Source organism: Micromonospora sp. C51 (genome assembly GCF_018070435.1).
GTDB lineage: Bacteria > Actinomycetota > Actinomycetes > Mycobacteriales > Micromonosporaceae > Micromonospora > Micromonospora sediminimaris.
In genome coordinates this window covers 1-19,834 of record NZ_JAGPXQ010000033.1, presented here as the reverse complement: position 1 = coordinate 19,834, position 19,834 = coordinate 1, and the positions used below count along the sequence as shown (strand labels likewise).

Here is a 19,834-nt window from a genome sequence, read left to right as displayed (position 1 = left end):
CCCCGGTCGGTAATGCTGTCGGACGTGACCACCCCGCAGGATCTCGACGACCGGTTCCGGGAGTCCCTGGCCGCCCTCGCCGCGCCGTCGCATCGGAGCGACCCGGCGCGGCCGGTGGCCGAGGACAGCACGCTGACCGGTGCCCAGCTGCTGGACCTCTTCGACGCCCAGGTCACCAGCCGGCAACTCGATCTGGCTGGCCGCTGGCTGCGCAGCTTCGGCGAGGGCTACTACACCATCGGCTCCGCCGGTCACGAGGGCAATGCCGCGGTGGCGGCGGCGCTGCGGCCCACGGACCCGGCCCTGCTGCACTACCGCTCCGGCGCCTTCTACTGCGTCCGCGCCGCCCAGGCCGACCCGTCCGCGCCGGCTGTGCCACCGTCCGCGTCGGCCGTGCCGTCGGGGGAGTCGGCCGCCGAGACTGCTCCGCCGTCCGCGCCGTCCGTGCCGGCCGTGCCACCTTCCGCGTCGGCCGTGCCGTCGCGGGCGCCGGCCACCGAGACCGATCCGGTGGCCCGGGCCGGCCAGCCGACGGACGCTGCGGAGGCCGGCCACTCCGCCGAGGCCGGCCCTTCCGGCCGGTCCGGCGCGCCGCCCGTTCCGGACCTGCCGGAAACCAGCGAAGAGGAGGCCGCCCCCGGCACGCCGGGCGAGCCGGCCAGCGGTCCGGTCACGGAGGGAACCGACTCGCCGGGCGGCGCGGGCTCGTTCGGCGGTACGGGTTTGCCAAACGGAGTGGGCTCGCCCGGCGCGGCGGCGATCGACCGGAGGGACGGTGACACCGCCGACGCCGGCGCGAACCCGGAGGGGCAGGCGACCGTCGCCGGGGACCAACCGGCGGCCGTGCCACTGGCCGACTCCCGACCAGCCACCGTGACCGTGCCGGCCCACGGATCCGGCGACGGCGTCGGGCCCGACGGAATCCGGATGACGGGGGTCAAGCGGCCCTTGCCCCGGGCGTACGCCGACGCCGCCCGGGACGTCCTGCGCGGGATGGTGGCCTCCAGCCAGGAGCCGATCGCCGGTGGCCGGCACAAGGTGTTCGGCCGCGCCGACCTCGCGGTGGTCCCGACGACCTCGACCATCGCCTCGCACCTGCCCCGCGCGGTCGGGATGGGGCTCGCCGTGGAGCGGCTGCGTCGGCTGGACGCCCGAGGAGAAGCGAACCGAGCCGGCGAGGAACCCGAACCCGCGCCCTGGGCGGCCGACGCCATCGTGGTCTGTTCGTTCGGGGACGCCTCGATCAACCACGCCAGCGCCACGGCCGCGTTCAACACCGCCGGCTGGTACGACCACACCGGCCTGCGCATCCCGGTGCTTTTCGTCTGCGAGGACAACGGGCTGGGCATCAGTGTCCGGTCGCCGCAGGGGTGGGTGGCGACGGCCCTGCGGTCCAAGCCCGGCATCCGATACTTCGCCGCCGACGGCGCCGACCTGGTCGGCACCTACGAGGTGGCGGTCGAGGCGGCGGCCTGGGTACGCCGGCACCGCCGCCCGGCCGTGCTGCACCTGACCACGGTCCGGCTGATGGGCCATGCCGGTGCGGACGCCGAGAGCGCGTACCGCCCCGCCGCGGAGATCACCGCTGACGTGGTCCGCGATCCGGTGGTCGCCACCGCCCGGCGGCTGGTCGACGCGGGCCTGGCCGGCGGCCCGGAACTGCTGGACCGCTACGACGAGATCGGCTGGCAGGTCCGCCGGATCGCCGAGGAGGTGCTCGACGAGCCGAAGCTGGCCGACGCCGCCGAGGTGATCGCCCCGCTGGCACCGCGTCGCCCGGTGCGGGTCGCCCTGGCGGTCGCCGACGCGGGCGCCCGCGTCGGCGGGCCCGACGCCGTGACGCGGGCCGAGGCGTTCGGCGGCAAGCCGCCGGAACTGGCCGGGCCGCTCACCCTCGCGCAGAGCATCAACGCGGCGCTCACCGACGGGCTGCTCAGCCATCCGCAGATGGCGGTCTTCGGTGAGGACGTCGCCGCCAAGGGCGGGGTCTACGGGGTGACCAAGGGGCTGCGGGACCGGTTCGGTGCCGCCCGGGTGTTCGACACGCTGCTCGACGAGACCTCGATCCTCGGCCTCGGTCTCGGCGCGGGGTTGGCCGGAATGCTGCCGGTGCCGGAGATCCAGTACCTGGCGTACCTGCACAACGCCGAAGACCAGCTGCGCGGCGAGGCGGCGACCATGCGGTTCTTCTCGCAGGGCGCACTGCGCAATCCGATGGTGGTGCGGGTGGCCGGACTGGCGTACCAGGAGGGCTTCGGCGGGCACTTCCACAACGACAACTCGGTGGCCGTACTGCGGGACGTGCCGGGCCTGGTGATCGCCGTGCCGGCGCGGCCGGACGACGCGGCGGCGATGTTGCGGACCTGTCTGGCGAGCGCGACGGTGGACGGCAGCGTCTGCGTGTTCCTGGAGCCGATCGCGCTGTACCACACCCGCGACCTCTACACCGACGGTGATGGTGAGTGGCTGGCCGATTACGCCGATCCAGGTGCCTGGGCCGGCGGCCACGTGCCGGTGGGACGGGCCCGCGTGTACGGGGTCGGTTCGGCCGAGGACGTAACCATCATCACCTTCGGTAACGGCGTACGAATGTCGTTGCGGGCGGCGTCGGCGCTGGCCGACGAGGGGATCGGCAGCCGGGTCGTGGACCTCCGCTGGCTTGCGCCGCTGCCGGTGGCCGACCTCATCCGGGAGGCCGCCGCGACCGGCCGGGTGCTGGTGGTGGACGAGACACGCCGGTCCGGCGGGGTGGGCGAGGGGGTGATCGCCGCGCTGGTGGACGCCGGATATGTCGGTGCGGCACGCCGGGTGGCCGCAGTTGACTCTTTTGTGCCGCTGGGCCCGGCCGCCCGACAGGTCCTGGTGTCCGAGGAGGCCATCACCCAGGGTGCCCGTACGCTGCTGGCACGGTAAATTTCGTTCCACCCGGTGCGCCACTTGCGCAGGAGGGAACAACTGTGTGGACTTTGCCTGACGGCGTCGAGCAGACGCCGGCTCGGACGAGATGAGGAGGCACGCGACAGTGAGCGCGACCGCTGGTCAGGCTGCTGACGGGGTACGCAGCCTGGCGGACCGGTTCGGCATCGAGCCGGGGATGGTCGTCATGGAGATGGGCTACGACGACGACGTCGACTCCGATCTCCGAGACGCCCTGACCGACCGTTGTGGAGATCTGGTCGACGAGGACACCGACGAGGTGGTCGACGCGGTGCTGGTCTGGTACCGGGACGGCGACGGTGATCTCTTCGAGCTACTCGTCGACGCACTCGGCCCGCTGGCCGACAATGGGGTCGTGTGGCTGCTGACGCCCAAGGCCGGCCGCGACGGCCACGTCGAGCCGAGCGAGATTGCCGAGTCGGCACCCACCGCTGGTCTCCAGCAGACGTCAACGGTCAACGCCGGCAAGGACTGGAGCGGTGCCCGACTCGTGCTACGTCGCGGCGCCAAGGGCAAGAAGTAGCCCGAGCCACGGCGAGCGACCGAGGCCGTCCCGAACCGATCCGAGGAGTTCGCATGCCCATCGAGGTTGGCGTCGAGGCGCCCGACTTCGAGTTGAAGGACCAGAACAACCAGCAGGTCCGACTCTCCGACTTCCGGGGCCGGCGTACCGTCCTGCTGGTCTTCTACCCGCTGGCGTTCACCGGGGTGTGTCAAGGTGAGCTGACCGAGGTACGGGACAACGTCGACGAGTACGTCAACGACGAGGTCCAGGTGCTGACCGTCAGCGTCGACTCGGTGTACGCCCACAAGATCTGGGCGGAGCAAGAGGGCTACCAGTTCCCCCTGCTGTCCGACTTCTGGCCGCACGGCGCCGTCGCTCAGGCGTACGGCGTCTTCAACGACGTCGCCGGCATCGCCAACCGGGGCACCTTCGTCATCGACCGGTCCGGCGTGGTCCGCTTCGCCGAGATGAACATGCCCGGTGAGGCCCGCGACCAGCAGGGCTGGCGCAAGGCCCTGGCGGAGGCCGCGGCCTGACCCGGCCCACCGGTCGCGAGGCGTCCGCCGGGGCCGGCGGGTGGCAGGGTAAGCTTGCCAACCGCCGGCCCGCCGTACGGCGTTCCGGGCGCGTAGCTCAGCGGGAGAGCACTCGCCTTACAAGCGAGGGGTCGCAGGTTCGAAACCTGCCGCGCCCACCAGCACAAACAACGGCCCGGAGAGCAGTTCTCCGGGCCGTGACAGCAACGGTGACAGCAACGGTGGTTACGAGAGCCGGCCATCGAGCTTGCCGAGCGCCTGGCGCATAGCGTCAAGGTTGGCGTGCGAATAGACCTTCAGAGTCAGTTTCACGTCCGCGTGCCGGGCGACGGCCTGGACAACGTGCGGCGGTACGCCCAGCTCCATCAGCAGCGACACGACCGTGTGCCGCAGATCATGTAGCCGCACATCGGGACAGCCGGCCTTCACCCGCAGCGCCGCGAAGTGGCGATTGAGGTTGCGCGGCTCGATCGGCGTGCCGACCTCGGAGGGGAAGACCAGGCCGTGATCCTGCCAGACCTCGGCCAGCCGCTCCCGTTCCTGCTGCTGGCGCTTCTGATGGTCGAGCAGCGCAACCCAGGTCCAGTCAGGCAGGGGAAGGATGCCGTCCGATTCCTCGGTCTTGGTGTCTTGCAGGTGCAACTTCCCGCCGGCCCGCTGAACGGTCTGATCGACGGCAACGGTGCCGTTGTCGAGGTCGAGATCTGACCAGCGCAGCCCGAGCAGCTCACCGCGCCGAAGCCCGAGGGTTGCTGCCACCACGTAAAGCGCGTGCAGGCGGTGCCCTTCCGTAGCGGCGATGAGCTTGCGTACCTGGTCGACCGAAAGGCCCTTGCCGACCTTGTAGCGCGGCGACGGGACGCGAACCAGCTTGGCGACGTTGCGGGACACCAGCTCCTCCCGCATGGCGTGTTGCAGCGCGTTGCGCAGCACCGCGTGTACGTACTGGATCTGTCGCGCGCTGGGGTAATGCTGGCAGCACTTGCCAACCGAGCAGCACTGCCGGTCAGGCCGGCGGGTGGCGTCGAGCCCAGCCGTACAGCAGAGGCACTTACGGCGAAACTCATCCATGAACGCCTTGACGTGCTTCACCTGCAACGTGTCGAGGCGTTTGGTGCCGAGCGCGGGAATCAGGTGCAGCCGGACGGCGCTTTCGTAACCTCGGGCGGTGGTGGGCTTGAGGTCGGTGACGTAGGCCGCCAGCCAGTACGGCAGGAATTCGGCGACTTTCCAGGCGCGGTCGGGCACGGGTATTCCGCGCTGAGATCGAGACTTCAGCTCGATGAGCTTCGCATGAGCATCCTCCCAGGTCGCGCCGTAGACGAACTTGCGCTTGCGGGTGCCGTCGGTGGTGAGGACGTACGCCTGCCCGACCCAACGGCCATCACTGGCACGCTGATAGATGGAGCCTTCCCCATTCGGGTTACGGCGGGCGGCGGACTGGCGTGGCTTCGGCTTCTTGGACATCAGGCGGCTTCTTTCATGAGCGTGGCTATCGTTTCGTCGATCGCGGCGGCAGGGATGAGACGGCGGCTACCGACCTTGAAAGAGCGCAGCCGGCCGGAACGGATCAGGTCGTAGACGAGCGAGCGGCCGATGCCGAGCGCTTGGGCGGCTTCCTCGACGCGCAGCACGCGAGGAGCGATCGGGGTAGGGGTGGTGTCCAACGGAGCCTTCCTCGTGCGACGGGACAGAAATCAAGCGGCAGCCGGCGCAGTGCCGGCCGGGGCGGTGCTGAGTTCGTGGGCGAGTTCTTCGCGCCCGGCGCTGCGTCGCTCTCTCGCCATGGCGGCGGCGGTGGCGGCGAGCAGGGCGTCACCTGACGTGTGCCAGCCGACACCGGCGAAGGTGAGGGTGCCCACGATCAGGGTCGTGTCGTCGTCGTGGTGCTCGACGACGCGAAGCGCGCCGGTCTGCTCGTCGCCCTGGTCGTGGTGCTCGTGCCGCCGGAAGCTCACGCGGGTGTCGCGCAGAAGTTGGAACGTGACCGAGTAGCGGCGGCCTTTGGTGAGGAAGTGGCCGCCATAGCCGAGCATGTGCGCCCATCGGCGTAGCCGGGCGTACGGGTTGCCGGTGGCCGGTTTCGTGGGTGCGGTGTCAAGGGCGGCTTGACGGTGGGCGACGCAGGTGGGGCAGGCGGCGTAGCGGGTGTGGGTGCCGCAGTCGGGGCACTCCCAGCGCGGGACGAAGCCGGGCCGGGGCCGGTCGTCACGAGCCCGCTCAGACAAGGGCACGGGGGTGCCGGTGGGTCGGCCGATGCGCCAGCAGGCGTCGATGAGGCGGGCGGTGTGGTCGCCGTCAGGGTCGGCGTAGTCCCCGATCGAATCGGCGGTCAGGCGGGTGGAGGTATGCCCGGTGGCCTCAGTGCTTTTGGTGGCGTACTTGGCAAGGTAACCGGCCACCATCCCATCGGTGACCTCACCAGCGCCGTCGCTGGTGACCTCACCAGCGCCGTCGCTGGTGATGGGCTCCAGGTCGACCTGCTCGCCCCAGGCGATCGGCCAGCCTTCGGGCCGGTCCGGGTGCGCCGGGGTGTGGAAGGCGATCTGCCTAGCGGCGCGCTGGAGCGCGTCGACGAGGTCGTCGACGGTGAATCCGGCGGGTGGGGGCACGATGGCGTCGGGGTCCTGGCCGTCGACGCCGTCGAGGCGGGCGATGGCGTGGAAGTGCACCGCTCCCCGTGCCTGCAACTCCGCCACCTTGCCCGGCGAGAGCCGCACCGGAGGAACCTTGCGGATGTTCCCGGAGGCGGTGACGACTTCGACGCGGGGGATGCCGCGGCGGCGGGCGAGTTTGGCGAGCCAGCGTTCCGCGGCTTGTTTGGTGCGGTGCCAGAGTTCGCCGGAGAAGATATTCCAGACGACCTGGTGGTCGTGGTCGTAGCAGTCCAGGCACAGCGGATGCCCGAGCACCGCGTCACCAGCCTCATGCCGAGCCCAGCACGCAGCCGGCCGGCCGTGAGGGCAGAGACCGGCGTTGCGGCGGGGGTGGCACGGTTCGGCGCGGCAGTCGCAGCGACGCCGGTTGGCGCAGGTGTGCTGCTTGACCACCCGAGCGTGAACCGATCCGAACGACGGCGCGGTGAAGGTGGCGAACACCGTCGGATGCCCGGCAACCGTCTCCGGCACACCCTTCCCACCGACGAGGCCGGCGCGTAGGAGTTGGAAGGCGTCGCGTTGGTAGGTGTGCGCGCAGGACGGGCACACGGTGGCGCGGCGGTTGCCGCAGGCGGTGTAGATGGCGGCGTCGGGCATGGCGTCGGTGTGCCGCTGCTCCAGCACCCGGCCCGTGGACTGCTCGACGGTGAGGAGCTGGCCGGCGAGGCGGATCGGGCGGGTGCAGCCGGCGGCGGCGCGGACGTGTTCCAGCCAGCCGAAGTAGTCCGGGCGGGTGGCACGCAGGTAGGCGGAGCCGGCGGCGGTGTAGTCGTACACGGGTGGGGTGGTGTCGGCGTTCGAGCCCACACCCCGGGCCGAAGCGCGGGGTGTGAGGTCCAGCGTCGACGCCATCAAGCCGCAACCCCGATGGTGTGGGGGCGGGTGGTGATGGTGCGTTCGCGCACGATGACGCGGCAGGCGCCGCACTGGCGCTTGGCCGGCTCATGCCGGTGACAGGCAATTTGGGTGGTCACGTTGCCGCAGCGGATGGTGACCGGTGTCCGGCAGGGACCGCCGGGGATGACGTCGATGACGGTGCGGCGGGTGTCGAACGGGTGTGGTTCCGGGTCGGCGGGGCAGGTGTGGGTGACGTGCTCGACGTCGACGAGAACGATGGTCATTGCGCACCGCCGTTGAGAGCGGCCAGCAGGTAGCCGGCTGTAGTGGGGGTGATGTCGAGTCGGTCGGCCAGCTCGTCGGCGGTGATGGGCCGTCCGGTGGCCTGCTCGTGCTGCACGGCCGAGAAGCGAGCCATCGGCAGCAGGTGAGTGGGGACGTCGACCGGCTCGACAGCCGGCACGGTGACAGGCTCCGGCGTGGGAAGCGGCTCGACCGTAGGGACCGGGGTCGGTGCTGGTGTCGGGTCGGATGCGGTGATCGCGGCCGGCGGTTCGGTGGTGGCCTGTTCGGCGGCCTGAACGTGGATGGGTTCGGCCCGCTCGACCGGCTCGACCGGCGTCGACGGCGGGGTGGTGCTGCCCTTGGTGGGGGCGAGGACGAGTTTGACCAGGGCCATGAAGGCCAGGGCGGGGACGGCGGACAGGAGCCATCCGGAGACGCCAGGCTTGGCAACCGCCAACTGCGCGGCCAGCGACAGGCTGGCGGCGGCGATGAGCAGGAACAGTGGGTAGCCGATGGGAGCACCGACGCGGCGGCGTCGGCGGATGGTCAGCAGGCAGGCGATGGGGACGAGTTCGGAGATGACGGCGTTGGCCCAGCCGAACCATTCCCCGGTGCCGGTCGGAGAGTTGGCAAGCGTCCAGTCCTTGACGTGGGTGAACGAGGCGGCTCCGGCGAAGCCGGCGACGGTGAGCAGGATGAGGACCAGGACCAGGCCCTCGATGCGGGTGCCGGTGGTGGGTTGAGGGTTCATCGGACACCGCCCATGTAGGCCATGGCGATGCCGGTGAGCAGGATGACGGCGAAGGTGATCAAGACGCCCATCAGGAGTCTCCTTCGTGGCAGTCGAGGCAGCAGCCGTAGCGGCGCGGGATGTAGTAGGGCTTGACCTGGCCGCAGTCCCGGCAGGTCCGGCGGGCACGCAGCGCCTTCGCGATAGCGGCCCGTTGGGCGGTGGTGGCGGTGCGTTTGGGTGCGGCGAGGTCGAGGCGATAGAGGTAGGCGACCCGCTTGCCGCGTCGCCAGAGGACCTGGGCCACCGGGTCGTTACCGCCGGGACGAAGGCCGGCGGCGCGGAGTTGACGGCGAGTGGCCAGGCCGGTCGGGGCCATCAGATAGGGGAAGGTGGGGAACCCGTGGCGGGTGCCGAGCGGGTCGTAGAAGCGGACCCGCAGGCCGATGTGATCGGCGAAGTCGGTCACGGCCGATCACCCCAGCGCTGCTGGGCGGCCTGTCGGGAGATGCCGAGGCGGGAGCCGATCTCGGCCCAGGAGTAGCCGAACTGGCGCAGGCCGATCACGGCATCGGCTATCGCTTCGTCGATGGCGGAGGAGAGGTTGACGAGGTCGCGCAGCGCTTCGACGTCTCCGGTGGCGACGCGGCGGCCGTGGGCGCGGATGATGCGCCGAGCGAAGCCGGCGAACTCGGTGTTCTCGACGACGTCCCGTCGCTTGTGCGCCGGAACGCGGGGTGTCAAGGACTTCTTGACGGTGTTCATCGGTTCTCACCTCCGGTGGTGTGGAGGCGGTCCCACTCGTCAGCGGCGGTCTCAAGAGCGGCGATGACGTCCTCGGCGGTACGAGCCGGGTCGTCGTTCCACGAGTAGGGGGAGGTGTGTTCGTCGATGACGAAGCCGTCTTCGTCGACGAGGAACAGCGGTTCGGTGGTGTCGAGGTAGTCGACGAACGCGGCGAGTGCGGCGAGGTAGTCGCCCAGGGCGTCCGGGGCGAGGTGGGAGAAGTGCTCCACGGTGTGGCCGGCGGTGGCGATGCCGATGGCCCCGGCGGCGCAGGCCGGCGGGGTGGGGGTGTCGGTGGTGGGGTGGTAGTAGGTGCCCTGGTGCCAGCCGTGCCGGCGTAGGTAGAGGGCGGCCATCCGCAGCAGGTCAGCGGGTGTGACCTGGACTGCGGTGGGTGGGTTTTGGGTAGCCTTCATGGCAGCCACGTCCTTTCAGAAGGGCTTGGTGGAGGTCGGCAGGACCGGTGTGCTTGCGAGGCCGATTCCGGTCCTGTCGACTGCTAGTGGTTGCGGAGCCGCAGGTAGCGGCGGTGTCGGGTGTCGTCGCCGCCCATCAGGTGTGGGGCGGAGACGTAGACGAGCCGGCCCGTAGCGCGGGCGGCCTGGATCATCACGGCCAGGTCTTCCGGATTGCCGACGACCCAGATCTCCGTGTACTGGTTCGCCCGCTGGTTGTTCGCCTTGGTGTAGGCGCGTTCGCGGGTGGTCATGCCGCCATCCCCCAATCAGCGGGAGAGCCGGCAGGGGTGACGGGGGTGCCGGGTCGGCGGACCCAGGCGGCGTAGTCCGCGATGCCGGCGATCTGCGCGTCGGTGAGGTAGGCGACCTTGATCCGACGCGGAACACCGCCTTCGGCGATGAGGTACGCCGCGCCCTGGTTGGTCGGGGCGATGTCGGTTGCCGAGTAGCCCTGCTCGGCCCATCCGTGGCCCAGCACGATGTTGGAGGAGTTGGGGGTAGTGCAGCGGAACGCGGCCCGGTAGCCGAACAGGTCCCGCAGGCTGGTGGGGATGATGTCGAACGACGGCCGCTGCGTCGCGGCCACCACCGGAATGCCGGCGGCCCGTCCCCGGGCGACCAGGTCACGCAGGAGAGCGACGAACTCTTCCTGTTCCTGCTTGCTGCCGACGGTGGCGGAGTAGAAGGCGATTTCGTCGACCAGGACCGTAATCACGGACAGGCGGTCGGCGGCGGTGAGCTTGCGGCGGTTGTGGGCGCGCAGCCACGCGTAGCGGTTGTTCATCACCAGCTGGAGCCGGCGCAGGACGTCGAGGGCGGCGGGCATGTCGGGGCCGATGAACGCGTCAGCGGAGTCCTCCCACTGGCCAAGCTCGACGAGCTTGCCGTCCAGCAGCACGAGGCGGGAGTCGACGGACAGAGCGGCGTGAGCGGCGATGGCGTTGAGCAGGCCGGATTTACCTCCGCCGGGTTCACCACCGGCGAGGAGGTTGCGGTAGGCGAGGGTGATGTAGACGGGCTGGCCGAACTCGTCGATGCCGATAAAGATCGGGTCGAACATCGACAGGCCAGGCCCCACCGGAACTCCCGCAGTGGAGGAGGCGGTAGCGGTAGCCATGGGATGCCCTCCTTGGGCGATAGGTGGGCGCGAGAAGCCACACGAACGAGCCGTGATGGCTCCCCGCGTCCCTTGGGTGGATGGGGTGGGTTAGATCCAGTCGGAGACGTCGTCGTCGGCATCCGCCGACGTGGCCGCAGGCTTGGTGCCGTTGGCCGTCGTGGTCGCGGCCGGCTTGGCCGACTTCCGATCACCCGTGCCCTGCTTGGGCAGAGTGATGGTGGGTGCCTGCACGTCCGGCAGGTCCAGAGCGGTCGGCACCACCGGGGGTGCCTGCTCGACGGTGGGGGTGTCCGGGTCGATCACATCGACCAGCGGTGAACCGACGTTGGCGGTCAGCACCTCCCGGCGTTTGATGTCGAACCGCACGTAGGCGGAGTTGCCGTCCGATGCCCGTTCGATGAGCACGGTGGAGGCGTGGCAGGTCACGGCGATCTTGTCCAACCTGGCTTCCAGGTCCTTGACCGACAGTCCGGGGCGCAGGTAGACCCAGACGCGTTCCCCGACCGGGGTCGGGACGGCCCACAGGATCAGCGGCAGGCTGCCGGACTGGTTGGCGATGATGAACTGCGCGAAACACACCCGCAGCCGATGCCGAACGACGAGGCACCATCCCCACGCCACCAGCCGGCGGCGGATCGGAGTCACGCCGGCCGGGATGCCGACGACCAGGGCGACGACGAGCAGGGTCACCAGGGTCGGGGTGTTCGCGGCGAGTTGGACCCAGCCGGTCAGGAGCAGGCCGGCGAGGATGATTTCCGGGGTCCACCACCACAGCAGCCGGATCACCGGCCAGATCCGGACCAGCACCCACACAATGCCGCCCAGGGGCACGCCGACAGCAACGGCGACGAACAGGGCCAGGATCGGGTGCATGTACGACGAGGCGACCACGGCCGCCAAGATGCCGGCGATGACCGCCGTCAGGACGAACGCCATCCGGGCGTTCCGAGCCCAGGACCGGTGAACACGGGCCTCGATGACCGTCACCGTTCCGGTTGACTTCCCGCCGAAGGGGCGGCGAGGGCTAGACTTGGACATGACACGTCCTCCCTGGTTGGGGTGGATGGGTTGGAGAGCCCGGGGTCGGCAGGTGTAGGAGCCAGTACCGGCCCCGCGCTCGATTTCCGAGACGCTGACCGAAGGTCAGCCGTTGCTCCGCAACTTCTGAGCGAGTTGCCCGAAGCGGATGCGTTCGTCCTCGTCGAGGACGGTCGGGATGCGCCCGGCGGCGCGTTCCTCGCGGATCTGCTTGTCGAGGTGCTTCGGGTCGACCTTGACCTCACGGACACGGCCGTTGCTGTCCTCGCTGAACAGGTACGTGCGGCCCATCACGGGCTCCCTTCACTGGTCGAGGGGTTCAGAGGCAGGCGATGAGCAGGGACGACACCCACAGGCACGCGGCGTGGAGGGACTGATCGGCGAGGTACATCCCGCAGATGGGGGCCTGCCGGTCCGCGAAGTCACCGCTTCCGGTGTGGGTCAGCAGCCACCGCACCGGCCAGCGCCGGTCGAGAATCGCGTGACTGATCACGGAGAAGCCCAGCCCGGCGGCGAGGCCAAGCATCGTGACGGGCAGATCCAGCGCCGCGATGGTGATGGCCAGCATGACCACCACCACGACGTGATAGGCCACGACGTGGCCCAGCAGGTGACGCCAGCCGTGCCATCCCGGCGCGGCCTTGTGCGCGGCCTGCTTGTCGGACTGGCCGAACACGTGATCGGCCACCTGGTGACCGGCGTAGAAGGTCGCCGCGACGACGGCGAACACGACAGCGGAAATGAGCATGACAACCACTCCCCACAATTGGAGGCGAATGGGTTGGAGGGCAGGCGGGGCCGGCAGGTGTAGGAGCCAGTACCGACCCCGCGCCACATTTCGAGAACGGCAACCATGGGTTGCCAGGGCCAGGAATGTAGGAGCCAGTGACATTCCCGGACCGAGGTGGATCAGGTCAGCGGACCGTAGGCCGCTTCAGGAGACACCGCAGGCTTCACACAGCACGCTGTGCGAAGGACTTACTTGGCCGCCGAACCAGCCTTCGGCTTCAGCGAGATCGCGCGGAACGCGACGCCGTTACGCCCGTTGGTCGCCCACGGGATGGCCTCCAACTGCTCGACCTCGATGAGCTGCCCCACCATCACGCCCGGCTTTTCACCTGCCGTGGTGATGGTGATGACCTCACCGCCGTTCTCGTCGAGAACGAAGACCTGGGTGGACCACATGAGCCGGCCCGTTCCCTTCTCCGACCGCTGGTTGCCGTTCTGGTCGTTCTTCGGCTCCGGGTCCTTCGACACCGTCACCTGCTTCGCCTTGGTGTCCACGTACAGCTTCACTTACAGACCTCCTGTGTCTCGGCCAGTTGTTGAGCTTGTCCCCGGTGGACTCGTGCTCGTGGCCTCTCTGGGAATGAGAATCCTCGATTCCAGGAGACAACCCATCCGATGAGCTGGACGACTAAAGGACGTCTTCGATAGCATGAACTTGTCCCTAGTCGTCCCTTGAGGAGGGTTCGATGGCGAACGAACGGCTACGCGATGCCATCCTGCGAAACGGCCTCACCCCGGTCGCGGTGGCCGAGCGGATCGGCGTCGACCCGAAGACGGTGGAACGGTGGATCACGCAGGATCGCACGCCGTACCCTCGTCACCAGCACGCCATCGCGGCGATAGTGCGACAAGACGTGCCCTACCTGTGGCCGAAGGCAGTGACCCCGGAGAAGGCGTCGAGAATCGGCCAGAGCGAGATGGTCCGGCTCTACTCCCGGCGTTCATCGGTGCCGTACGACCTGTGGCATCAACTGATCGAACGGGCCGAGCAGCGAATCGACGTCCTGGCCTATGCAGGCTTGTTCCTCGTGGAACAGGACCCGAGACTCATCGACACCTTGCGTCAGAAGGCTATTGATGGGGTCGAGGTGACCATCCTGCTCGGTGACCCGACCAGCGCCGCGATCGAACGAAGAAGCGTCGAGGAGGGCGGCCCCGGAGTCATGGCCGCAAAAATCCGCCAGGTTGAGCAGTATTACAACCAGCTAAAAGGCGTCGACAAGGTCAAGGTGCTCTACCACGACACGACGCTGTACAACTCGATCTATCGCTTCGATGACGAGATGCTCGTAAACATGCACGTACTCGGGATCCCGGCACCACACGCACCCGTGATGCACCTACGCAAGCTCAACGGCGGAGACCTGTTCCGCACCTACTCCGACAGCTTCGACAGAGTGGTTCGCGCATCGAAGTTGCAGCCGGTCGGGGACGTGGCAGCCTAGATCCATGGCGAGGACCGAGCACTACCACGACCCGAACGCGCCGAAGGCCAACAGCATCGTCGTGGCCGTCTCCGTCTTCGTTCGAGACGAGCAAGGGCGGGTGCTGCTCATCCAGCGCACCGACAACGGGCTGTGGTCCCTGCCTGGCGGTGGGCAGGAGATCGGCGAGTCAGTCACAGAGACAGCGGTCCGGGAGACCCACGAGGAGACCGGCATCACGGTGGAGGTGACCGGCATCGTCGGTGTCTACTCCGACCCTGGCCACGTGGTCGCCTACTCAGACGGCGAAGTACGGCAGCAGTTCTCGCTCTGCTTCCGCGCCCTACCCGTCAACGGGAGCCCGACACCGAGCGACGAGTCACGCGAAGTCCGGTGGGTCGCCCGCGACGAGCTGGCCGCGTACGACATCCACCCGTCAACCCTGCTCCGCATCACCCACGGCTACGAAAGAAGCGACGAGCCCTATATCGGTTGAGGAACGCTGCCACCCAGTCGCCGTTGAGTCCGCTGCACGGCGGCGACCATCTCCGGCTCTGCTCGACCGATGAACCGGGTCACCAGGTGCTCCGGCCCGTACCGCGACCGGATCTCCGCCAGCCGTTCCAGAACCTCGAAGTCCTGCCCGTCCGGCCCGGTCGTCATGTCCGAGAAGCAGAGAGCATCGGTCACCGCGGTTTCCTCCCGAGGAAACTCGGCGGCCAGGACCTCGCCGAGCCCACGTTCCTCTGCTTCCAGCCAGGCACAGGAGTGGTGAGCCACCAGAGCGGCAATCCGCTCGTCGTACCTCTCACGCCGTAGCCAACGGCCACCGTCGAGGGAGTGAAACCCCGTGTCGACCAGGTCCGGGCTGTAACCCACGTCGTGTAACCACGCCGACGCCACCAGCACATCACGATCCTCGACCGGTACCGCCGCGCTGATCCGGTCCGCCTTGGCAGCGACGGCCTGGACGTGACTCCAACGGCGGGGCAACGGCGTCTCCAACAGCTGTCGCGCGACTTCCCGAGCGGCATCGACGAGGGCGGCCATGCCGCCCAGGGTACGGAGCGCGCTCGGTCCGCACCATCCCGTGTCCGCTGGCCGACCACACGAGGCCGGCCGGCTGCCGGCTGCCGGCTGCCGGCGGTGTGGTTCAAAGTTTCTGTACGTCTTCAAGGCGGCCCTGAACGGGCCGCACGCGCCGCCGCCTGGGCGCGCGTCCGTCGCTCCGCTGGCGCTCCGACTCCGGCCACGCAACACGCCCGGCAGCTGGCGCGGAGGGCGGAAGCCCGGTGGGCCGCCGGATGACGACAGGCCGTTGCCCGGTGGGGTCGTGGGCCGACAGCCGGCCGGGCCGCGCGGCAGCCCCGCGCGGCGTAGGGAGCGCAATCCGGCCGCGTCGGCGAGCTGGCGGTCGCGGGGTTGCGGCTACTGCGCCTCCGGCGGGGGCGCTCCGGCTCCAGGATGGCCGGGGCACCGTCGGCGGCTCGCGGTCCGTGGGTGGTTGCGGTAGGCCATCCCGCCCGCCATCGACCCGGGCAAGCCGAGCAGACCACCGCCCGACCCACCAGCGCCCGTACGAGCCGTCAAGGCCGTCTTGACGTGGCGGGCCGGGCGGCGGCCCGCTCCACAGAAGTGCGGGTCGACGGCAGACGGGATGGTAGGAACGCTCTCTCCCGTTTGCAGCCCTGGCGGGTCAGAAAGGAGGTTCCTCTTCGAGTTGCTTCAACGAGTCCAAGATGTTTTTAACTACCCTATCGATTCCGAGGGTCTTTCGTTTGGCCGTCGAATACAGCTCCGAGAGCTGTTGACTTGAATTATCTCCGAGCTCCTCTTGTGTCACCCTTTCGACCTCATCGCCATTTTGCGAAATGATGAGTATGTACGGCTCATACCCGTCATTGTCTCGACTGGCGAGGTAAAAATGGTTTTCTCCGACTGTGGCCTCGAATTCGTACTTGCCAGCTCTATGCCAACTGAGCTGGCCATGATTCGTCACGTTGGTCAACGAACGCAGGAGGTCTAGCAGCTCGGAATCGCTGAAAAAATCCACCCTTACCTCCCGCTCTCAAGGCTAAACCGCGACGCCAAACTTCCAATGTAGGCAGCGAGATCGGCCGTTGCGCTGCGGAAGTCTTTGGTTATTAGTCTGACGTTGCGTGCCGGTTCATTGATGATGCGTGCTTTTGTCAATGACGCATCCCTTGAGGCCCGCCCCAGCCTCTCGACCAAAACCGAATCGACTCCGTCACGACCATCTAGCAATCCAGCAACCTGACTGGCTATCTGTGCATAAGACGCCAGTACTCGCATTGCCATTTTCCGATCCTCGTCTGCAACAGCAAAATCCAGCTCTGATTCAAGAACGCGGAATTGCGGTAGCAGAACCAAGAGATGATTTAGTGCCATGCGATTCTCGGTGCGCTCAACCGCCTTTTGGGTAGCCTCGGCGGCTCGCGCGGTCCTGCGAAGTTGCCAGATGGTGAGGGTGAACCCGACCACCCCGATGAGGAGACCGAGCACGTCATTCGCTGTACTCCACACTAGCCGCTCCCGTGGGAACCCTTGCGCTACCTTCGCTGGTGCGAGAAGTGTACGGCACCCTTGGTGAAGCTCCCTGCCGCCGACGTGGCCAGCCACCCACGATGCGAGGGCTGAACTGGTGGGCGACGGATAAGTCGACCTTTGTGCCGGATTCCGTAGAGCGACGGTTCGTGGGAGTAGGCGGCGGCCGGCCACCAGCCACCGTCCGCGTGGAGTCCACGACTTCGTTTCAGACGGCGCGACAACAGTCTGTTAGGGGTTCCGACGACGGCCCGCTTCCCGGCGGTGTGGGGCACCTGTGGGGCACAAGACACCGTGAACCTCGTCAACCAGCGAGGAACCATGACAGTTGGAGATTCCGCCCCGAGCAGGCGTCGGACAGCATCGCCGCTGGTGGCGTGATTGCGGATCTGAGTTCCGCTTCAACGTCTGATACTTGGGCCGTGACTCAACCCTGCTGCTGGCGCAGCTTGGCGACGGCTGGAGGTTCCTCCGGCGCGTCCCAAGCTGAGAGTTGGTGCCCGACCGCGACAACGGCCGCGAGCTACGCGAATATTGCCGAGTGGCCGCGACCGAAGTAGCTCTCTGGGTACCTCTCGCCTCTGGCGCTCTCGGCATCCTCGGGGCCCTGGCCGGCACTGGGATTACTCAACGGGCGACAAGGAAACGCGAGGACCGCCGCTGGGAGCGCGAGCGCGAGTTGGACCAGATCCGGCACGATCGTGAGCGCCTTGCGCGGCAGCGCGAGCGGAGGGCTGCCCTCTACGTTGACCTCGCTGAGTACACGCAAAATCAGGAGTCCTCGTTAGAGGTGACGACTGACGAGTACGGCGAGAGCCGCGATGGAATGCCAGACCTTCAGCATCCGGATCGCTTGACAGCGCGAGTGAGGTTGTACGCAGCGCCTGAGGTGGGTGAGAGTTGGGCCGCCCTCGTGCAGGCAATCGCACGAGTCCGCTGGGAGTGGTTTGAAGGGGACATCCACCAGAACGAGCACCATAGGTGGCTCGATCCAGGCAACCGCGCCGTCGTGGAACTGGACAGGGCCATCAAGGAGATGCAGGCGACCCTGAGGGTAGCCGCTGACGAGGATTCATGACATACGACCGCTCGGACGGCTGCTCTATGGCCTCTGGCACGCCTTCCGCGTCTCGTGCGGGTTGACAGCAGCGGTGACAGCAACGTGCTCGGACATGCACAGATCTCGGCAGTAGTACGCGGACGGCCGCCTGAGGTCGCAGACCTGGGCGGACCCGGCCGGACGGAGCGCCCAGAACTTACAAGCGAGGGGTCGCAGGTTCGAAACCTGCCGCGCCCACCACGCACCACCTACTCGTCTCGTCCGTTCAGGTTGAGCATCGCCGGCAGCAGGGTCAGCATCACGCCCGACCCGAGGTCGAGTACGCCGATCAGACTGCCCACCGAGTTGTGTGTGGTGAAGGGCGACTCTCCCAGGAAGGACATGCTCGACGCGGTGTGCAGGCTGGCTGCGGCAACGGCGCTGGGTCCGTAGCCGACCTCGTTGCCGTCGAGGTACCGGTAGGAGCCGAAGGAGACGGCTGCCGTCAGGCCGAGCATGGAGTTGGCCAGCACCATCGACGCCGCGAGGTAGATGTAGACCCGCAGCTCCGCGAGGTTCTCTCCGGTCGAGTCGACCCGGGTTCGGTGGAAGCCCGTGGTGAGGAACCGGCGGGCGTAGCCGCGTACCGTCAGATACCAGGTCAGCGCCTCGAAAAAGATCGCGATGACGATGGCGGCGGCGACAAGTGCGGCGCCGAGAGTGAGCCAGCGGGAGCCGGGCGGCCGGGGTAGGAAGAAAGCAGGCCCGGCTGTGCCGAAGACGGTCACGCGACCAGCCCGGGCGCGGTGAGACAGACCGTGGCCCAGGTCCGCAAGGCGACGCCTGCCGCGCGCCACCGCCAGGACCGTCGCTGCCAACGTAGGTATTGCCGCCGGATCCGGTGATCTTTCACGCCGAACGGGAAGAAGTTGCCGCCGCACTCGACCAGGAGGCGTAGCTTGGCCGCGTCGTCGGCGGGTGGCATCCGGTCGTACGCGAGTCGGTAGTCCCGGCCCGTTCGCTGATCCAGCGGATCGCGTTCGTGATGGCGGTCAGCTTCAGCAGCCCATGCAGGATGATCGTGATGTTGAGCAGGTCGACGACAACGGCCACCGCACCTCACCTCATCCGGGCGGGTACCTACTGCGGCCATCGAGACTCGCTGATCGTATCGGTGTCGTGCCCCCGGGCACCGGCGGCTCGGCGCCGGGCGGCTCGGCATCCGGCGGGGCGGCATCCGGTCCCGCGTCGGGGTAGGGAAGGAACAGCATGAGCTACGCGCAGCTCGACGGCGTTCGATTCTGGTACCAGGCGGAGGGCGAAGGTCGACCGCTGGTGCTGCTGCACGGCGGGTTCGGCACGGCGGAGACCTTCGCCGCGATCCGGCCGGCGTTGGCGCGGCGTCGCCTGGTCGTCAGCGTCGATCTGCCGGGCCACGGTCGCACCGCCGACGCCGGCCGCCCGCTGCGGTACGAGTCGCTGGCCGACGACGTGGCGGCGCTGATCGTTCACCTTGGTCTGGTCGAGGCCGAGGTGCTCGGCTTCTCCCTCGGCGGTGGAGTCGCCGTGCGGTTGGCGGTGCAGCACCGGCAGCTGCTCCGCCGTCTGGTGGTGGTCTCCGCGCCGTGTCGGCGGCAGGGCTGGTTTCCCGAGGTACTCGCCGGCATGCCCAAGCCCGACGAGGCGGCCGCCGAGCGAATGCGCGGCACGCCGCCCGAGCAGCTCTACCGGCGCGTGGCGCCCCGACCGCAGGACTGGCCACGACTCTGGGTCCGGACCGGTGAGCTGCTGCGCCGCGACTACGACTGGTCATCGGAGGTCGCTGCGATCACCACGCCGACGATGCTGGTCTTCGCCGACGCCGACTCGGTTCGCCCGGCACACATGGTGGAGTTCTTCGGCCTGCTCGGTGGCGGCCATCGGGACGCCGGGTGGGACGGCACCGATCGTCCGGCCGCCCGGCTGGCCGTCCTTCCGGGGCTCACCCACTACGACATCGTCGACTCGCCCGCCCTCCCCGCGGCGATTCTCCCCTTCCTCACCCACGTGTCCACCCCGCCCACCTGACCCCCCACCAACCCCCCCCCGCCGCCCGCCGGGCCGCGGGACAAGGAGCTGTTGCGGCATC

The 19,834-nt window shown here is 68.6% G+C and carries 26 protein-coding genes and 1 tRNA gene; 8 read left to right on the top strand and 19 right to left on the bottom strand.

Features of this window, described 5'->3' with window-relative positions; genetic code table 11:
- Nucleotides 1-12: 12 nt before the first annotated feature.
- From KBX50_RS24935 to KBX50_RS24920, 4 genes are all read left to right on the top strand, one after another.
- A complete protein-coding gene (locus KBX50_RS24935) occupies nucleotides 13-2,913 on the top strand; it encodes a transketolase C-terminal domain-containing protein (protein WP_247674387.1) in 2,901 nt (966 codons plus the stop codon).
- 109 nt (nucleotides 2,914-3,022) lie between these two features.
- Nucleotides 3,023-3,460 carry a DUF3052 domain-containing protein gene (locus KBX50_RS24930; RefSeq protein WP_093401300.1) on the top strand — a complete coding sequence of 146 codons (438 nt, stop codon included), beginning with the start codon at nucleotides 3,023-3,025 and terminating at the stop codon, nucleotides 3,458-3,460.
- A 53-nt stretch (nucleotides 3,461-3,513) separates the two neighbouring features.
- Complete coding sequence (locus tag KBX50_RS24925; protein WP_210940124.1) at nucleotides 3,514-3,978, top strand: peroxiredoxin; 465 nt, start codon at nucleotides 3,514-3,516, stop codon at nucleotides 3,976-3,978.
- An 86-nt stretch (nucleotides 3,979-4,064) separates the two neighbouring features.
- Nucleotides 4,065-4,139, top strand: a tRNA-Val gene (locus KBX50_RS24920).
- A 64-nt stretch (nucleotides 4,140-4,203) separates the two neighbouring features.
- On the opposite strand, the gene xerC is transcribed toward KBX50_RS24920, so the two are convergent.
- The 14 genes from xerC to KBX50_RS24850 all read right to left on the bottom strand — a co-directional run bounded on the left by xerC (nucleotide 4,204) and on the right by KBX50_RS24850 (nucleotide 13,185).
- Nucleotides 4,204-5,445 carry a tyrosine recombinase XerC gene (xerC, locus tag KBX50_RS24915; RefSeq protein WP_210940123.1) on the bottom strand — a complete coding sequence of 414 codons (1,242 nt, stop codon included), beginning with the start codon at nucleotides 5,443-5,445 and terminating at the stop codon, nucleotides 4,204-4,206.
- Nucleotides 5,445-5,645, bottom strand: a complete 201-nt coding sequence (locus KBX50_RS32975; protein ID WP_247674381.1) for an excisionase family DNA-binding protein — start codon at nucleotides 5,643-5,645, stop codon at nucleotides 5,445-5,447. The genes xerC and KBX50_RS32975 overlap by 1 nt, the downstream gene beginning before the upstream one ends.
- 30 nt (nucleotides 5,646-5,675) lie before the next feature.
- Nucleotides 5,676-7,487: a replication initiator gene (locus KBX50_RS24905; protein WP_247674380.1), complete on the bottom strand. Its 1,812-nt coding sequence runs from the start codon at nucleotides 7,485-7,487 to the stop codon at nucleotides 5,676-5,678.
- Nucleotides 7,487-7,756 (bottom strand): hypothetical protein, encoded by a 270-nt coding sequence (locus KBX50_RS24900; protein ID WP_210940122.1) that lies wholly within the window; start codon nucleotides 7,754-7,756, stop codon nucleotides 7,487-7,489. The genes KBX50_RS24905 and KBX50_RS24900 overlap by 1 nt, the downstream gene beginning before the upstream one ends.
- Nucleotides 7,753-8,508, bottom strand: a complete 756-nt coding sequence (locus KBX50_RS24895) for a hypothetical protein (RefSeq protein WP_210940121.1) — start codon at nucleotides 8,506-8,508, stop codon at nucleotides 7,753-7,755. The genes KBX50_RS24900 and KBX50_RS24895 overlap by 4 nt, the downstream gene beginning before the upstream one ends.
- 70 nt (nucleotides 8,509-8,578) lie before the next feature.
- Nucleotides 8,579-8,956, bottom strand: coding sequence for an RRQRL motif-containing zinc-binding protein (locus KBX50_RS24890; RefSeq protein WP_210940120.1), 378 nt, complete (start codon nucleotides 8,954-8,956; stop codon nucleotides 8,579-8,581).
- A complete protein-coding gene (locus KBX50_RS24885) occupies nucleotides 8,953-9,252 on the bottom strand; it encodes a hypothetical protein (RefSeq protein WP_210940119.1) in 300 nt (99 codons plus the stop codon). The genes KBX50_RS24890 and KBX50_RS24885 overlap by 4 nt, the downstream gene beginning before the upstream one ends.
- Nucleotides 9,249-9,689 carry a hypothetical protein gene (locus KBX50_RS24880; protein ID WP_210940118.1) on the bottom strand — a complete coding sequence of 147 codons (441 nt, stop codon included), beginning with the start codon at nucleotides 9,687-9,689 and terminating at the stop codon, nucleotides 9,249-9,251. Before KBX50_RS24880 ends, KBX50_RS24885 begins: the two co-directional genes overlap by 4 nt.
- Nucleotides 9,690-9,772: 83 nt before the next feature.
- The gene (locus KBX50_RS24875; protein WP_210940117.1) at nucleotides 9,773-9,982 is read right to left on the bottom strand and encodes a hypothetical protein; all 210 of its coding nucleotides are present in this window, start codon (nucleotides 9,980-9,982) and stop codon (nucleotides 9,773-9,775) included.
- Nucleotides 9,979-10,848, bottom strand: a complete 870-nt coding sequence (locus KBX50_RS24870; protein WP_210940116.1) for an FtsK/SpoIIIE domain-containing protein — start codon at nucleotides 10,846-10,848, stop codon at nucleotides 9,979-9,981. Before KBX50_RS24870 ends, KBX50_RS24875 begins: the two co-directional genes overlap by 4 nt.
- Before the next feature lie 90 nt (nucleotides 10,849-10,938).
- Nucleotides 10,939-11,889 carry a hypothetical protein gene (locus tag KBX50_RS24865; protein ID WP_210940115.1) on the bottom strand — a complete coding sequence of 317 codons (951 nt, stop codon included), beginning with the start codon at nucleotides 11,887-11,889 and terminating at the stop codon, nucleotides 10,939-10,941.
- A 105-nt stretch (nucleotides 11,890-11,994) separates the two neighbouring features.
- The gene (locus KBX50_RS24860; protein ID WP_210940114.1) at nucleotides 11,995-12,180 is read right to left on the bottom strand and encodes a hypothetical protein; all 186 of its coding nucleotides are present in this window, start codon (nucleotides 12,178-12,180) and stop codon (nucleotides 11,995-11,997) included.
- A 28-nt stretch (nucleotides 12,181-12,208) separates the two neighbouring features.
- Entirely contained in the window at nucleotides 12,209-12,637 is a 429-nt protein-coding gene (locus KBX50_RS24855) for a DUF3307 domain-containing protein (protein WP_210940113.1), read from the bottom strand.
- A gap of 230 nt (nucleotides 12,638-12,867) precedes the next feature.
- A complete protein-coding gene (locus KBX50_RS24850; protein WP_210940112.1) occupies nucleotides 12,868-13,185 on the bottom strand; it encodes a hypothetical protein in 318 nt (105 codons plus the stop codon).
- A 179-nt stretch (nucleotides 13,186-13,364) separates the two neighbouring features.
- Here KBX50_RS24850 and KBX50_RS24845 point away from each other — a divergent pair, with 179 nt between their 5' ends.
- Together KBX50_RS24845 and KBX50_RS24840 are read left to right on the top strand one after the other, a co-directional pair.
- Nucleotides 13,365-14,123 carry an XRE family transcriptional regulator gene (locus tag KBX50_RS24845; protein WP_210940111.1) on the top strand — a complete coding sequence of 253 codons (759 nt, stop codon included), beginning with the start codon at nucleotides 13,365-13,367 and terminating at the stop codon, nucleotides 14,121-14,123.
- Nucleotides 14,124-14,127: 4 nt separating this feature from the next.
- Nucleotides 14,128-14,598: an NUDIX hydrolase gene (locus tag KBX50_RS24840; RefSeq protein ID WP_210940110.1), complete on the top strand. Its 471-nt coding sequence runs from the start codon at nucleotides 14,128-14,130 to the stop codon at nucleotides 14,596-14,598.
- Here the strand turns inward: KBX50_RS24840 and KBX50_RS24835 are convergent.
- The 3 genes from KBX50_RS24835 to KBX50_RS24825 form a co-directional block, all read right to left on the bottom strand.
- Complete coding sequence (locus KBX50_RS24835) at nucleotides 14,586-15,152, bottom strand: HD domain-containing protein (protein ID WP_210940109.1); 567 nt, start codon at nucleotides 15,150-15,152, stop codon at nucleotides 14,586-14,588. The two genes, KBX50_RS24840 and KBX50_RS24835, sit on opposite strands and share 13 nt — an antisense overlap.
- Before the next feature lie 646 nt (nucleotides 15,153-15,798).
- Nucleotides 15,799-16,155, bottom strand: coding sequence for a hypothetical protein (locus KBX50_RS24830; protein ID WP_210940108.1), 357 nt, complete (start codon nucleotides 16,153-16,155; stop codon nucleotides 15,799-15,801).
- A 2-nt stretch (nucleotides 16,156-16,157) separates the two neighbouring features.
- The gene (locus tag KBX50_RS24825) at nucleotides 16,158-16,625 is read right to left on the bottom strand and encodes a hypothetical protein (RefSeq protein WP_210940107.1); all 468 of its coding nucleotides are present in this window, start codon (nucleotides 16,623-16,625) and stop codon (nucleotides 16,158-16,160) included.
- A 538-nt stretch (nucleotides 16,626-17,163) separates the two neighbouring features.
- Between KBX50_RS24825 and KBX50_RS24820 the strand changes: the two genes are divergently transcribed.
- On the top strand, nucleotides 17,164-17,745 hold the full coding sequence (locus tag KBX50_RS24820) for a hypothetical protein (RefSeq protein ID WP_210940106.1): 582 nt from the start codon (nucleotides 17,164-17,166) through the stop codon (nucleotides 17,743-17,745).
- Nucleotides 17,746-17,975: 230 nt separating this feature from the next.
- Here the strand turns inward: KBX50_RS24820 and KBX50_RS24815 are convergent, their stop codons facing one another.
- A complete protein-coding gene (locus KBX50_RS24815; protein ID WP_210940105.1) occupies nucleotides 17,976-18,494 on the bottom strand; it encodes a hypothetical protein in 519 nt (172 codons plus the stop codon).
- Nucleotides 18,495-18,615: 121 nt separating this feature from the next.
- Entirely contained in the window at nucleotides 18,616-18,819 is a 204-nt protein-coding gene (locus KBX50_RS24810) for a hypothetical protein (RefSeq protein ID WP_210940104.1), read from the bottom strand.
- Nucleotides 18,820-18,975: 156 nt separating this feature from the next.
- On the opposite strand from KBX50_RS24810, the gene KBX50_RS24805 reads away from it, so the two are divergent.
- Nucleotides 18,976-19,773: an alpha/beta fold hydrolase gene (locus KBX50_RS24805; RefSeq protein ID WP_210940103.1), complete on the top strand. Its 798-nt coding sequence runs from the start codon at nucleotides 18,976-18,978 to the stop codon at nucleotides 19,771-19,773.
- Nucleotides 19,774-19,834 lie beyond the last annotated feature (61 nt).